This window comes from Streptomyces sp. NPDC050988, assembly GCF_044456225.1.
Taxonomy (GTDB): Bacteria; Actinomycetota; Actinomycetes; order Streptomycetales; family Streptomycetaceae; genus Streptomyces.
Genome location: NZ_JBITFQ010000010.1, coordinates 114,832 through 130,588, shown reverse-complemented (window position 1 = coordinate 130,588; position 15,757 = coordinate 114,832). Strand labels below are relative to the sequence as shown.

At 68.7% G+C, this 15,757-nt stretch carries 8 protein-coding genes (1 of these 8 cut by a window edge); 4 read left to right on the top strand and 4 right to left on the bottom strand.

What is annotated here, in order from left to right; genetic code table 11:
- The coding region (locus tag ACIBEI_RS22790; protein ID WP_398891589.1) for a hypothetical protein at positions 1-293 on the bottom strand (293 nt) is incomplete at its 3' end.
- A gap of 276 nt (positions 294-569) precedes the next feature.
- On the opposite strand from ACIBEI_RS22790, the gene ACIBEI_RS22785 reads away from it, so the two are divergent.
- Complete coding sequence (locus tag ACIBEI_RS22785) at positions 570-1,460, top strand: ParA family protein (protein WP_398891587.1); 891 nt, start codon at positions 570-572, stop codon at positions 1,458-1,460.
- Positions 1,461-1,483: 23 nt separating this feature from the next.
- Entirely contained in the window at positions 1,484-2,257 is a 774-nt protein-coding gene (locus tag ACIBEI_RS22780; RefSeq protein ID WP_398891585.1) for a hypothetical protein, read from the top strand.
- A 165-nt stretch (positions 2,258-2,422) separates the two neighbouring features.
- Here ACIBEI_RS22780 and ACIBEI_RS22775 read toward each other — a convergent pair whose 3' ends face one another.
- The 3 genes from ACIBEI_RS22775 to ACIBEI_RS22765 form a co-directional block, all read right to left on the bottom strand.
- Positions 2,423-2,839: a hypothetical protein gene (locus ACIBEI_RS22775; RefSeq protein WP_398891583.1), complete on the bottom strand. Its 417-nt coding sequence runs from the start codon at positions 2,837-2,839 to the stop codon at positions 2,423-2,425.
- Between the two features lie 99 nt (positions 2,840-2,938).
- Positions 2,939-3,421 carry a helix-turn-helix domain-containing protein gene (locus ACIBEI_RS22770; protein WP_398891581.1) on the bottom strand — a complete coding sequence of 161 codons (483 nt, stop codon included), beginning with the start codon at positions 3,419-3,421 and terminating at the stop codon, positions 2,939-2,941.
- 472 nt (positions 3,422-3,893) lie between these two features.
- Positions 3,894-4,358 carry a hypothetical protein gene (locus tag ACIBEI_RS22765; protein WP_398891579.1) on the bottom strand — a complete coding sequence of 155 codons (465 nt, stop codon included), beginning with the start codon at positions 4,356-4,358 and terminating at the stop codon, positions 3,894-3,896.
- Positions 4,359-5,530: 1,172 nt separating this feature from the next.
- Here ACIBEI_RS22765 and ACIBEI_RS22760 point away from each other — a divergent pair.
- Positions 5,531-5,995, top strand: a complete 465-nt coding sequence (locus ACIBEI_RS22760; RefSeq protein WP_398891577.1) for a hypothetical protein — start codon at positions 5,531-5,533, stop codon at positions 5,993-5,995.
- Positions 5,996-15,757, top strand: the 5' end (the start) of a protein-coding gene (locus tag ACIBEI_RS22755) for a UvrD-helicase domain-containing protein (protein ID WP_398891575.1). 21,093 nt of this gene lie beyond the right edge of the window; the window shows 9,762 of its 30,855 coding nt (coding positions 1-9,762); the start codon lies at positions 5,996-5,998; its stop codon lies off the right edge, out of view.

Here is a 15,757-nt window from a genome sequence, read left to right as displayed (position 1 = left end):
GTGACGGTTGCGTACTCGGTCGCCCTGACGATGCCGTGCACGAACACGCGCATGCCCGAATCCATGGGTGCGTGTACGCAGATAGGTGTGCTTCTGAACTCGTTATGCATCACGCCCTCCGACTTGGATGGAAGCGTGGATCCAAGCATGTAGTTCAGTGTGTTCAAACGCGTGCGGTACCACCTGTTCGCTTGCTCCTTGGCGCCCACGGTGGCCGGCGTGCCTTCGAGCTCGCGTGCACCAACGTCTTCCTTCTCGCACAGGGGCACGTGTTGGAACCGATAGGGGCTCACGAGTACCTGCTGGTTGGTCCCTAGGGGGAGGGTTGGAGTCGATGGGTTGCGCCTCCACTCGACCCTGTGCGCGCTTGTATGTGTATGTGCCCACCGGTGTACGGCAATGTACAGACCCACGAGGACCGGGTTGCTGGACGACATCAAGCATCGTGTGTAGCCTCGCTTGCTGACCTTGATGGTGTCCCGCGTGTCGCCATGCACTGAGCCATGAGGTCTGCCATGATGCTTGCGCCCACCTGGGCCTCGCCGACTGCTGAAAAGTGAGCCCGCCCAATGAACTTTCCAATCCCCGTTGCCGACCTCGGAATCGACTACGGCCAGTTCGGAAACGTCTTCATGTTCGGCAACGGCAAGGGCGGCGTGGGCAAGACCACGCTCAACGCCAACGCCGCGGCCAAGACTGCTCGGCAGGGTCTCCCCACCCTGGCTATCGACATGAACGGCCAGGGGAACATGCACAGGGACCTGGGTTACGGGGAGCAGGATCAAGGCAAGGCTTTCGCCGAAGCGATGGCTCAGGGCACGCCACTTGTTCCGCTGACGGGGGTCCGTGAGAACCTCGACGTGGTAGTCGGAGGGCCAGAGGTCCGTAAGATCAACGGCATCGTGACTGAAATCGCTCGTACTGAAGGCTTTATGTCGGCCTACATGCGACTTGCTGTCTGCCTGGCGCCTCTGCTTCCGCGCTACAGGGCCGTCTTCCTTGATACGCCGCCTGAGAACCCCGACCTGCTGCGCTTGTGCCTCCTCGCAGCGCGGTACGCCATCGTGCCCGTCAAGTACGACGCTGCCTCGCTCGATGACGGCCTCAAGGACTTTGGGCAGGCCTTCAAGATGGCGGTTCAAGTCAATCAGCAGCTACGGATCCTGGGTGTCGCCCACTGCTTCTCTCCGCGCGGTTCTACCGAAATTCACAGGGAGATCGAGAAGCGGTCACGGAAGGTGCTGGGCAAGCACGCCTATGTCTTCCCACAGGCAGTAGGGCACTCGTCGAAGATGGCCGGCTTGATTCGTGATCGTGGAAGGACCGCCTTCGAATTGAACGCGGAGCGGGAGGCGGGCACAAAGGGGATCCCCGACGCCGCGGCGCATTTGTCTAACGACTACGAGGTCCTGGTGACGCAGATCTTTAAGCGTGCAGCCGAGTTGCAGCAGGCCGCCTGATGCCGGAGGAGACCATTGTGGCAGTGAACGACACCGACGAGCAGGACGGTCCTGGGGAGCTGGAGGATCTCTTCGACGCACCCACAGGCGGAGCGGCGGGTGAGGACCCGTTTAGCTCGTGGGGACAGACCCCTGCAACGACTGCGACCACGGCGGCTCCGGCTCGCCCACTGCAGCCGGTGCCGACTACGCCTGTCGCCAGCGCGCACCTGGCGGCGCCTCCATCTGTTCAGGCTCAGGGGGGCTACGCCGCAGCCAGCGATGATCCGGACGCGCGTAACGGGCAAAGCGGCTTTCGAGTCAGCCAGGAGGTGTCTGATCGGCTCAAGGACTATCGACAAGCAAACGACCTGACGGTGACGGAGGTCGTGATCGAGGCCCTCGACTACATCGCCGAGGACGTCCCTGGAGTCATGACCCGTGCCAAGATGCCCGCGCGCGTAACGCCGAAGCGTAGCCGGTTTGCTGCCAGAGGTAGCCAGGGACCTTTGAAGGGCACTGGCCCGGTGCAGCGTTGGTGGCAGCCAACCAAGGGCGACAAGGAAGTGGTCCTTGAGATGGCGGCGGAGGCTGGCGTCCGGGATACGCCTGGGGTGCTCATTGCAGTAGCGCTCAATGAGTTTCTGCCCGGGGGAGCGATGTACATCGCCGGCCAGCTGCGGGCCCAGCTAGCCGCAGACCCTCAGTTCCAGGTGCCGAGTGATCTCGCTCTGTCGCGAACCTACGGAGTCAGTCGTGAGGAGGCCCGCCAGGGCCTCCTGCAGCTACAGATCGAAGGGCTCATCGCCGTGGAGTAGGCGCACCGGCTCGATGAAGGCTGCATCAGGTCGGACGGGTGAGCGCGCAGGGCGCGCCAGCTCGACTGGCCACCCGCATGGTCAGTAGCTACACTGTCATCGATACCAGACACACCAGGGCCCCCGCGTGAGCGGGGGCCCTGGTGGTTTCCGTGCTTGTTTGGCCTACTCGGGTGCGGCCGCCGTTGCACGGTGTCCCTGCCGACTTCGCCGCTGGCGGTGAGCTGCCAAATCCGTGGGGCGGGCAGGAGGCATCTTTCGGATCGCCGCTTTGCGCCTTAGCTCTTCCTGATGCTGCTCGACTGCAGCTTGGTAGCGCTCCTCGAAGTCATCGACGTCCAGGTAGTACGCCTCATCCATCCGCCTGATGGTTTCCTCTGCCGCCGCTGGGGTCGTGAAGCCAGCCACCTGCGGATTGAGCTGATAGACCCCCTGCCGCTCGCGCCACACGATGCGAGCGAACTGCAGGTGTTGGAGGCTCAGCCCGACCGCGGAGCGCTTCATGCCCAGCGCCGACGCGATGTCCTCCTGCGTGATGACGATTCGGCCACCGGGTTCCTGGACCCCCAGCAGGAACAGCATCACGCGCAGTGCGGGCCCAGGCACGCTCGGAACATAGGCAAACGCGCTGGGCGATGTCCAGAGCTCAGGAGCTCGCTCCTCGGCCGGTTGTGCTGTCATCTATCCCTCCGACACTCTGGGCTTCTTGGGGGCCCTGTTAGGAAGCATGAGCTGTGTGAACTCTTCGGCGACAGTCGGGTCCTCGGCCAACTCCTCGATGAGCTCGAGTTGATCGACTCTCCGTGTCGCCGGCTTCCTGTTCGACGCCCGACCAGGTTCGTCCACCTCAATCGTCCCACCTCTGAGCACCACCTGCGGATTGAGCTGGTACAGGCCACGCTGAACCATGTGAACGAGCCCCAGTCCGAAGAGGCGCCCGATAGCTCGGTTAACGTGCACTCGGTTGAGCTGCAGGGCTTGGGCGATCTGCTTCTGCGTTGCCCTAATCGTTCCGCCTGGTTCCTGGCTCCCCATCAGGTAGAGCAGGGACCGAAGGCACGCGATGTCGTCGTGGAAGTAGATAGCCATCCACTTCAGGAACTCGAGGCTGTCCATGCTGAAGGCCCCGCCCAGGAACCCCACGCTAGTGGGGTTCTTCTCCACGATCGCGCGATGCCCTTCAGGCAGCTTGACAACCGTGGCTGGCTTGGTCCGCGGGACTCCTCGCGCCCTCCGGTACGGGCTGGGTGCAGGTGCGTTCCTTCTCGGCTGTGGCGCTGCCTCTCTATCGGGAGCCCGCTGCCGCTTCGGGTCCTCGGAGGGGAGTGCTGACATGGGTGCATGTGCTCCTCATGATCGAATACCAGACGATTAGCACCCTATCCAGCGCAACTATACGTGGCAAAGACGCCATGCATAGTGGCATTCCGCGTGTCGGATGTAGCCCCTGAGGTACCTTCACTCGCCGCTGCTCCATCCGAGGCGCCATCGCACGCGCGTTCACGTGCCCACCCTGATCAACTGATGAGCCGAGCTGGCTTCCGGCCGACTAAACCGCTTCGAGCCGCTGACTCGCGGCCACGGTCGTCTCACCCGAGCCTGCATGCCCATGCGGACAGCAGGCGGCGTGGAGTGCTCACTCTGACGGCATCTGGCTCTTGAGGCGCTGCTGGATGGAGACGATGGTTACGCCCCCGTCGGAGTGTCGGTCGAGCTTGCCTTCGGCGACCAGGGTGCCGATTCGCTGCCGACTGATCCCACCGAGCATTGCACCCGCGACGCTGTACGAGACTTGCTCGGCAGTGGGATGGCCGGCGGTCCTTGCGCACGCCCTCCCGAGCGGAGTCGACCACCAGATGTCTGGGATGGGGGTCTCATCCGGAAACAACGCGCACAGCAGCTCCCTGGCCTTGCCGACGGCTTCGTGGTCGTCGACGCAGCGCAGAACGAGGGCGGACTTGCGCGCCGCGTTTTCGAGTTGCCACCGCAGCTGTATTGCCTGCTCAAGGAATTCCGGGCCCAGGAGCAGTTCCAGGCCGACGACCAAATCTTGTGTCTCGGCATAGATCTGCTCGCACAGGGGGTCACGGTCTTCGGGCACGACCACTCCAAAGGGGTTGACAAGAGGTGTCAACCTAGCGAGCGTTGACGGAGGGTGTCAACTCCCTGCTGGCCGACACCGGGGCCCAGTCGCCGAACCTTCGACGGAGCGAGAAATGGCCCCCTGGGGGGCCGGGGCGCAGGGTGGAGTGCGGGGCGATGCAATGTTCGGCACCCCTCACACTGGCTCCGATTGCCGCAGCACCCCCGAGGGCCAATGCTGCAACTATACGTTGCAAAACACCCACTGACGGCACCTCAGAGGCAACATCAACACGCCCGAATGTTGTCTCTGGCGTACCTTACCGTCAAGTAACAAGACTCTGACCTGCAACGATGCAGCAGGCCAAATCTTATATCGTGCGCGTGCGCGCGTGATACCTTGCGGCACTTTCCAAGTCAACTACCAGACGGCTCTGTTCAGACCGAGGCGCGAGTCCTCACTCCACCCTTCAATCAACTACCCGCACACTTACCGGTGTTCTCCCTCGGCAGCAGCAAATCCGGCTCCGCAGCTGGCTTTCCCACCATCCTCATCTCATCAGCGCCCCCACGCTCGCCTAACCCAGGTTCTGTTTGTTGTCCCGGAAGCCTCGCTGTTCGGATTCCGTAGCTTCCCGGATTTAGGCAGGCCCAACCGACGCGCCTATCTGTCCCAGGTGCCCAAGGAGGGCGCCCAGCGCCCGACTGGTGCGTCAGCGACGTTAGGAGCTGGCGCAGGGCGCCTGGGGTGGGCTGGTCCAGGCCGCCAAGGGCCTGGCGCTGGGGGTCTGGGGGGCGAGTAGGCCCCCAGTGGGGGTGCAGGGGGCGGAGCCCCATGTCGGGGTCGGGGGCTGGCCCCCGCGATGCGGGTCCAGGGGCCGCTTGCCCCTGGCGGGGTCCAGGGGCAGCGCCCCTGGGATGTACGGTCCGGACCTTCCGCACTTCAAGAGACCACTCGATTTGCCCACCCCGAAGCTCCACTCCCATTCTCAACGGCCTAATGGCCACCGTTCCGCGGTGCGGACCGCAACCAAAGAACGTTCTCTCATCGGTCCCGTCATGCGGAACTAAGCAGCTCAGCCCCGTTATCTGCCCCTTCCACCGCCAAGCATCGGTTGCTGGCGGCGTAGGAGGAGCCTCTCTCAGTCCTTGATCGTTCTGCGCTGCCCACCGGACGTGGGGAGTGTGGACGTGAATCAGTACGGGCGGCGAGCGCAGCGGCACTGGCAGGAGTTTCGGCCCGGGAGCATCGCGGAGATCGATGACCCGGAGGCCTTCTTCACCGAGTTGGGTACCGATGTCCAGTACGAGGTGCGGGCTCGCTGGACTGCCGAGCGCCTTTCCTCTCCCGCAGTGGCGGGGGAGTCCTACCTCGAGCGGGCCGGCCGCCTACAGCAGATGCGCCACGAGGCCGAGTCCGAGGTCCTGCGCGAGCTGGTGCTGCTGCCCGCCGAAGGCGACGTGGACCTGGCCGAGTCCGAGTTCGCCGAGGAGCAGTGGCGCGAGGAACACCTGCACGACCTGCTGGCTGGCCATAGCGGGCCTGGGGACTTCAGTGCCGCGGAGCGTGAGCGTCTCAGGGCGGGTGCTCCGGCCCGGCTGCTGGAGCTCACGGGCCTGTCGGATGAGGCTCTTGGCCGCCAGGGGCTGCTGTAAATGGCGGCCCAGGAGGGGGCGTTCCGCCCCGAGGACCAGAACGATCTTGCCCCCGCCGCGCCGATGGCCCGACTGGAGGCGAACCTCGCCGCGCTGCGGTTGCTGCGGCTGATCCAGGCCGAGAACCGCGAAGCGACCGGCGAGGAGCGGCGGGTGCTGGCCCGGTGGTCGTCGTGGGGTGCGCTGCCGAACCTGTTCGACCCGTCGCGGGAGCGGACCAAGAAGAGCCGGGAGAAGTACGAGGCCGCGCAGGCGGAGCTGCTGGAGCTGCTGAGCGAGGCAGAGTACGCGGCCGCGCGGCGTACCACCTTGAACGCGCACTACACGGACGCGGCGTACGTGCGGATCATCTGGCGGGCGTTGCAGGCGCTCGGCTTCAAGGGCGGCCGCGTGCTGGAGCCGGGGTCCGGGGTGGGCACGTTCATCGGGATGGCCCCGGAGGGGGCCGAGATGACCGGTGTCGAGCTCGACCCGGTGACCGCGGCGATCAGTCAGCTCCTGTATCCGCAGGCCCGGATCCTGAACGAGGGATTTGAGACGTCACGGGTCAAGACGGGCGAGTACGACGCCGCGATCGGCAACGTGCCCTTCCACTCCGCCCGCCTGAACGACCCCCGCCACAATCCCGGCAACTTCCCCATGCACGACCACTTCATCATCAAGGCCCTGGAGGGCGTGCGGGTCGGGGGAGTGGCCGCGTTCATCACCTCCACCGGCACCCTCGACAAGTCCTCCAAGGCCGCCCGCGCGGAGATGGGCGAGCTCGCCGACCTGGTGTGCGCGATCCGGCTGCCCAACGGCGCGCACGCCGCGGCCGCCGGCACCGACGTGGCGACCGACCTGCTGGTGTTCCGCCGCAAGGCGCCCTCGCACAAGAAGCAGGGTGCGGTCTTCACCAAGACCGAGGAAGTCAAGCTCGCTGACGACAAGCGGATGGACGTCAACGAGTACTTCCAGAAGCATCCGCGCAACGTGCTGGGCACCCTGGTGCCCGGGCGGGCCCGGGGCGGCAAGCACCGCCCGGAAGTCAAGGCCCGCAGCGGCGACACCGCCGCACGCCTGGACAAGGCGCTGGAGCGGGAGGTCGCGGCGGCCGTCGAGGCCGGCCTGGAGATGACCGAGAACCCGGCCCGGCGCGAGGAGGAGGCCCAGGGCCCCGACGCGCGGGAACTGTTCCAGGAGAACGCCGAACGGTTCGACGGGCGGATCATCGAGCTGGCCGACGGCAGCTTCTGGGCGGCGCGGCTGGAGGACAGCGAACCGCACCCCTGCCCCAAGACCCAGCGCGACGAGCTCAAGGCGCTGCTTCTGATACGGGACGCGGTCTCGGAACTGCTGGACGCGGAGACCTCTCCGGACGCCGACGACGCGTGGCTGATCTTCCTGCGTTCGACCCTGAACGCGCACTACGACGCGTATGTCGAGGCGTACGGGCCGGTCAGCCGGTTCGACCGGCAGGAGCGCACGCGCAAGCTCACCTGGGACGACGTGCCTGAGGAGCTGTCCGAGCAGCTGATGGACGCGGCCCTGGAGGTGACGGGCCGGCTCGGTTCGAAGCAGCGGGCCGCGATCGACAACCTCGGCGACGGCGTGATGACCGATGCCGACCTGGAGGTCCTGCTCGGCTGGAACGCGGCCAAGGCCCCGGCCGCGTTGCGGGAGGCGCTGGCCGAGGTGCAGGCGGTGCGCGATGAGCTGCGCGACGCCGGAAAGCTCAAGGTCTGGGCGCGGGTCCCGCCGGCGCAGGGCGGCTTCGCCGACGACCCGCACGCGCCGCTCGTGTACGCGCTCGAGGAGTACGACGAGGAGACCGGCACCGCCCGCAAGTCGGAGATCTTCACCCAGCGGGTTGCAGCCCCGCGCACGCTGCCGGAGCGGGCGGAGACGCCCGAAGAGGCCGCCGCGATCAGCCTCGACCTGCACGGCCAGATACGCCTGGACGTCGTCGCCCGGCTGCTCGAGCTGGAGGGTGAGCAGGCGGCGCGGGACGCATTGTTCGGGGTGGTGTTCGAGGAGCCCCACACCGGGCGCCTGGTGCCGGCCGCCGAGTACCTGTCGGGCAACGTCCGCCTCAAGCTCTCCCAGGCCCAGGATGCCGCCGCCGTCGATCAGCGGTTCATCGCCAACGTCGCGGCGCTGACCGAGGTGCAGCCCGAGGACGTGCCGCCGGGGGAGATCCGCGTCAAGCTCGGTGCCCCCTGGGTGGACGCCTCCTACGTGCAGGAGTTCCTGCGCGGGCTGCTGCGCGATGAGTCGATCAAGGTGGAGCGGGCCGCCGGGTCCACGTGGACGGTCGACTGCAACATCGAGCAGAACGTGATGACGACCGCGGTGTGGGGCACCGAGGCGATGAACGCGGTTGACATCGTGCGGGCCCTGCTCAACCAGCGGCCCATCAAGATCACTTTCCCCTTTCCCGAGGAGGCCACCGCCGCGGAGAAGGCCCAGATCCGGGCCGAGGCGATGACCGCGACGACCATCGCCAACAAGTACGCGGAGCGCATCAACGAGGAGTTCCGTACCTGGCTGTGGAAGGACGAGGAGCGCGCCGAGCACCTCGCCACCCTGTACAACACCCGCTTCAACAGCTTCGTCCTGCGCAACTACGACGACGCCCCGAAGCTGTCCTTCCCGGGCCTGTCCACCGAGTTCGACCCGCGCCCGCACCAGCAGGCCGCGGTCTCCCGGATCCTGAACGAGCCCAGTGCGCTGCTCGCCCACGAGGTCGGTGCCGGCAAGACGCTCGAGATGTCCATGGGCGCCATGGAGCTGCGCCGCCTCGGGCTCGCCCGCAAGCCGGCCATCGTCGTGCCCAACCACATGGCCGAGCAGTGGACCCGCGAGTTCCTGCAGGCCTACCCCGGTGCGAAGGTGCTGACCGCCTCCACCAAGGACCTCTCCACCCGCCGCAAGCGCAAGCGGTTCGCGGCCAAGGCCGCCACCGGCGACTGGGACGCGATCATCATGACCTACGGCGTCATGAAGGCGATCCCGCTCTCCGCGGCCGAGCACGAGAACTACATCGCCAAGCAGCTGTGGGAATTCGACCGCGACCTCTCCCGGCGCCGCGCCCGCCTCATCGCCGAAGGCAAGAACCCCCAGGACGACGACACCGTCAAGGCGGTCGAGGGCAAGAAACTCGTCCGCGAACAGGCCCTGCGCGCCCGGATGCGCTCCATCCGCGAAGGCGGCCTGAGCTGGGAACAGCTCGGCATCGACTACCTGTTCGTCGACGAGATCCACAACTTCAAGAACCTCTACAACCCGTCCAACAACGCCGGGCTGAGCATCGCCGGGTCGATCCGCGCGACCGACCTGCACATGAAGCTCGAGTACATGCGGGGCAAGTACGGCGCCCGCGTGATCACCGGTGCCTCCGCGACCCCGGTGGTCAACTCCATCGCCGAGGCGTACGTGTGGATGAAGCTGCTGCGCCCCGACATCCTCGAAGCCGAGGGCCTGGAAAACTTCGACGACTGGGTCGCCAACCACGCCGAGATCGACACCAAGATCGAGATCGCCCCCGAAGGGGGTCTGCAGACCAAGTCCCGCTTCGCGCGGTTCACCAACATGCCCGAGCTGCTGACGGCCTGGTGGGTGCCCACCGACGTCAAGACCGCCGAAGACCTAGGGCTCCCGGTCCCCGAGGTGTTCGGCGGCGGCCCGCAGATGGTCAAGTGCCCGCCCACCAGCGTGAACGCCGAGATAGCCGAGATCGCCAAGGCCCGCGCCCGCGACATCCGCTCACGCGCGGTGGACCCCAGCGAAGACAACATGCTCAAGCTGGCGTCCTGGATGCGGCAGGCCGCCCTCGACCCGCGGCTGATCGGCTACGCCCTCGAAGACGGCGAGAAGACGAAGATCTCGATCGCCGCCGACAAGATCGCCGAGCTGTACCTCAAGCACAAGGACGACGTCTACCAGGGCCCCAAGGACGAGGCGCCCGACGAACTCCCCGGCTCGTTGCAGCTGGTCTTCGCCGACCTGGGCACCCCCTCCAAGGACGCCCTCAAGCAGGGCAAGTGGACCGTCTACGACGGCCTGTTCATGGAGCTCGCCGCCCGCGGCGTGCCCACTGACGGCATCCGCTTCATGCAGGAAGCCCAGTCCGACCGGGAGAAGGCCAACCTCTTCCGCGACGCCCGCAACGGCAAGATCAGCGTGCTCATCGGCTCCACCGAAACCATGGGAACCGGGACAAATGTCCAGCGCCGCGCGATCGCCGTACACCACCTCGACTGCCCCTGGCGCCCCGTCGACCTGCACCAGCGCACCGGCCGCGTCGTACGCCAGAAGAACCTGAACTACGACCTCCAGCGAGAGGTCCACGTCTACAACTACGTCACCGAGAACAGCTTCGACGCCTACGTGTGGCAGCTCGTCCTGGGCAAGGCCAAGTTCATCCAGCAGCTGATGAGCGGCAAGCTCACCGACCGCACCATCGAAGACATCGCGATGGACCTCAACGAGTACATGGTCGAAGCCGTCGCCATGGGCGCCGGCGACCCGCGACTGCAGGAAGTCGGCACCCTCCAGAACGAGATCCTCGGCATGGAAGCCGAGAAGCACGCCCACAACGCCGCCCAGTACGGCCTGCGGCACACCATCGACACCGAGATGCTGCGCGCCGAGCAACTGGACGCCAGCATCGCCTGGCTCACCACCATCATCGGCGACGCCAACACGCCCGGCACCCGCCGCTCCACCCGCGACACCGACTTCTCCATGACCGTTGTCGGGCGCACCGGCACCAAGCGCACCTACACCAAGCGCAAGGACGCCGCGGCCGCCCTCCAATTCCGGCTCATCGACGCCATCGACGAACTGCGCGGCCAGCGCAACCACCCGCCGCTGGAAATCGCCGAACTCGGCGGGGTGCCCATCTTCGCCCGCCGGGACTTCCTCGACCTCCACCTCGACTTCGGCGCCGGCAAGCACGTGCCCGTCGACCACAAGAAGCTCACCGACGACCCGGCTTCCGTCTCCGGCACCATCCAGTCCCTCGAACACCGCCTCGCCCACCTCGAAGACGACCTCGCCACCGCCCAGGAACAGCACGCCCACGCCCTGGGCGAGGTCGCCAACGCGCAGCAGTACCTCGGCACCGTCTACCACGACGACGACAACCTCATCGAGGCCAAGGCCAAACTCGCCTCCCTGATGGCCGAGCTGGAAAGCGAAACAACCGTCCAGAGCAGCGGCCCCGCTGGCGCCGTGCCCAGCTACGCGGGCGGTGCCGAAGACGGGGCGGCCATGGCCCGCTCCGGCGGGGGAGGCGGCGGCGGACGCTCCCGCAGCCGCTCCGGCGGCAGCGGCGCAGGCAGTGACGGGCCCGCCGACGGCCCCACCGGCCCGGACGAGGAGCAGGAGGACTTCCCCCACTACACCGACCGGCTCGGCACCCTGATCGCCGAGCGGCTGATGGCCGAAGCCCTGCGCGCGGTCATCGAAAGCCACCCCGACTCCGCGAACAGCCCCGGCGCCCGCAAACTCACCAAGGCCGTCGCCCAGCTGCACGAGGAAAGCCGCAGCCTGCGCGACAAGCGCCTGGCAGGCGAGGTGCTGGCGCCGGCCGCCGCGATCGTGCCGCCCGACCTGTGGCGCACCGCCATCGAGGACGCCACCCAGGCACTCGGCCGCTCCAACCCCATGGCCACCGACCTCAAACGGCTTGCCCGCTCGGCCGCCCTGCACGAACAGCGCTGGAACGCCACCCTCACCACCCCCCTGGCACTGACCCAGTGGGAAGACTCCGACGAACCCCGCCCCGACCCGTCCGGCGCCGAGGACGGCCGCGAGTACGTCCGCCTCGACGACCTCGGCCTGTCCGCCACGTACACCGTGGGCACCGAATCCCTCAACGCGCACGCCCTGCTGCGCCGCCTCATGCAGGAAAGCCCCGCCCTGCACACCGTCATCAGCGCAGGCCGCCACCTCACCGCCCGCCGCCGCGACAGCTCCCGCCTCGAAGCCGTCTCCAACGACGCCCGCCTCACCGGCCTGGCCCGCCGCAGCGCACCGTCCACCCCCGAAACCGCCGAACCCGCCAAGACCCCCGTCGCCGAGACCCCGGCCGAAGACCCTGCGCAGACCCCCACCGCGACCAGCACTGCGCCCGCGACCGCCGCACCGGCGGCAGCCGACGAGCCCGCACCCGCCCCGTCCGGCACCCGCGTGCCAGCCCCAGCGGCTCCGCAGCCGCCCGCCGCCGTGCCGCCGCCAGCACCCGTGCCCGTGCCCGTCTTCGCCACTCAGCGCGAATGGAACCAGGCCTTCGCCGAGGTGGAAGCCGCCGAGCTCGCGCTCAGCCGCGCCGCCGACCAGACCTGGGACCGCGACAGCATCCCCCGGGCCTTCACCCAGCTGCGCCACGACCTGTTCGAGGCGGTCGCCGCCCACGAGGACCGCGACGGACACGACACCGAAGCCGCCCTCACCAACTCCCTCAACCAGGCCGAGCAGCTCCTGCGCTCCCTCAAGGGCCGCGACCGCGCCACCATGCAGGAGCCCCTGAACAACTTCACCCGCCTCGCCCGCACCTTCCTCGACCGCCACCGCGCCACCCTGGCCCAGCACGCCGGCGAGAACGACCTGGCCGCCACCATCGAGGCCCAAGCACGCACCCAGTTCGAACAGTTCATGGCCACCTGGAGCCAGGACAACCAGCCCCTCATCCAGGCCATCCACGACGGCGACGACGACACCGTCCGCGCCCTCGCCGCCGCCGACCCCACCGCCAACGGCACCCCCGCACCCCAGAACCCCACCACCCCCGCCCCTGCCGCGGCCGCGGAGCGCGCCGGCAAGTCCGGGCAAGACACGGCCACCAGCAACGACTTCGTCCCCCAGGACCGCTGGATCCTCGGCGAAGACCGCCCCGCCCCGTACGCCACCGACAACCAGCACGACTCCGCCGCCACCGCACACGAGGACCTGCACGCCCTGTACGCCCAATGGCGAGAAGACTTCGAGCAGGATCTCCCCGCCGAGCCGGACGAAGAACTCAGCTGGGCCATCGCGGAGTTCGCCGACTCATTCGAACACGCTCAGCGAACCCCCGCCGCGGACTGGGGACTCCAGCTCCAGGCATACACCCGCATCCAACTAGCCGCCGAAGCTCTGGCCACGCACCTGGGCTTCGCCCCGGCCGACCGCCGCACCACCAACGGCCGACTGCGCCACCTCGCCCGCACCGCGGCCCTCCACGTCGACCGCCTCGCCCACACCCCGCCACCCGAGCCCGACGACACCTGGCTGCGCGAGACCGCCCGCCGATTCGAAACCCCCTACGCGAACGCGGCCGAGGTCCAGCAGGCCCTCGACACCCTGGCCGAGGCCGCCGCACAGCACACCACACCGAACGGACATGAGCGCACCGCGGGGCAGTCCGCTCTCCTGAAGGCACGGGTCGCCGCCGCACGGATCCCGGGCGGCGCCGCCGCGCACCTGCAGGCCATGTACGGCCTCGCCCGCGCCACCGGGACCGTGGACGTGACCACAGCCACCGGCAAACTCCCCACCCACCTGGGACGTCTCGCCCGGACGACGCTCACCGATCCGGACCTGGCCGACACCCTCCTCGCGCCCGCCCCGCGCCCCCTGGAGGTCGCCTCCCGCGACCTCGACCCGGCGCCCCCCTACGCGCACACCGACGGACGGTACGACCACGAGGAGCTGGAGGGCTATCACGGTGGGCGCGTCAACTCCGCGCGCCGCGTCCGCAACCAGCTCAGGCCCAAGAAGGCGGCCACCGAACGGCGCCTGTCCCGGCTCCTGGAGGAACTCGACCGCCGCCCCCTGACCACACCCGAGGGCCTCATCGACCCGGCCTGGCCCCACCTGCTCGACCAGGCGGCCCAGCTGGCCCACCAAGTAGGCCGCGAGCACGAACAGGAGGGCTACCGCGCCCACCAGGAGAGCGACTTCCGCGACTTCGCGTCAGCCGCCACCCACCACGCACGCCGACTGCACGCCACCCTCATCGAGACCGACGGGCAGCTCGACGCCGAACTGGACGCCCTCACCCGGCAGGCGCTCGCCGACCCGGAACTGCTCGCCACGATGGGCACCCCCGCCCACCCGCTCACCGCCCACGCCCCCGTGCCCTATCCGCCGGCCCTGCTGGACTGGCTGAGCGCACGCGCCGAAGCGATGAGCCCACTGCTGCGCCACACCCTGCACGCCGACTTCACCCCGCGCGGCTTCACCGGCGCCTTCGCCCGCCTGACAGCTGCCGTCGCCCAGCACGCCACCGGCACCCAGCCCGCGCGCACCGGCGGCCGGCTCCCGCTCCCGCCCCAGTGGCAGCAGCACGCCGAGATCATCGACCGGCTCCTGGACGCCGCCGCGACCGACTCGCGGACCTTCGGCCTCACCGCCAGCAACGAACCCCTGGACTGGCAGGTCGTCGACCTGGTCCGGGACTGGATCCAGGACCAGATCCTGGAGCAGCTCGGCACGCCCAGCGATGCGCGGGACAACGCTCTGATCGACGCGTTCTTCGTTGACGACGCGGCGATCGACCTGCTCGCCGTCCACGTCACCGCGCACACCGCGCAGAGCGCCCGGCTCGCCCTGCAGCCGCAGGACGACACCCTGTACGCGGTGCAGCGCGGCCGCGAGGTGTTCGTATGCCGCGGCGCGGACTTGCACCACCGCCTCGGCGCCGACTCGGGCCTGCGGATCTCCTGGCAGGGCGAAGACCCCTGGGCCCTGTGGTCGCGCGACGGCGGACGCCACGGCACCCTCCAGGCGCTGCCCGCGCAGGAGGACGCCGCGCGGTTCATCTCCACCGCCAAGGGCCTCACCGTCAACGACGCCCGGGCCCTGCTGTCCAACCACCCTGGCGACTGGCCCGGCCTGTTCGGCCCCGACGTCGACACCGACACCTTCACCGCGCTCATCGAATACGCCGCCACCGCCCCGCAGCCGGCCGCTGCCGTGGCGGAGCCGGACACCGGCACCTTCGTGCGCGCCGAGCAGGCGGGGGAGTGGGCCCTGGAAGTCCTCCACCCCACCCCCTTCCCCCCGGGGCCTGCGGCCGTCCAGGCCGCCGACCAGCTCCTGTCCGGCCTCGGGCAGTGGCTGGCCGAGCACCGCCCGCTCATCGAAGACGTCACGCCGTGGCACGCCCAGGCCACCGAGGACGCCCTGGCCGACGCCGCCGCGAGCCTGCCCGAACCGGGCGAGAACGGCGGACCGGCCGAGCACTGGCGGGCCATGTCCGAGGCCCACCAGCACCTGCTGCTCCTGCGCGCCGAACTGACCGACAACGGCCAGGCCCGCCCGCTGCACCAGGCCCTCACCCAGCTCACCACCCTGCTGCGGCACAGCGACAACTACCTCGCCCGCGCCGCCGCCCGCGGCATGCCCGAACTCCGCCGCGCCTCCCTGCGCCGGGCCGCCGGCAAGAACGCGTACACGAGCCCGCAGCAGGCGGTCGCGGCCCTGGCCGACCTGCAGGCCGCCTGGCGCGAGTGGGCCGAGGAGGTCGGCCCACTGGACCAGCTCCCCTCGGCGGAGCGGCACTCCGTCATCGCCCTGGCCGCCCTGCTGGATGAGCCCCGGCCCGGCGCCACCCCGATCGGCTGGGTCGCCCTCCTCGACCAGGTCATCGACATCACCCGCCTGCGGGCCGAGGAGATCTCCGACCGCATGCTCGGCTGGCAGGCGCTGGACAGCGTGGCGACGGACATGCGGCGGCAGTGGACCGCCACCGTCGTCCACGAGAGCGACCTCGCCGAGGCCGCCGCGCGCCAGAGC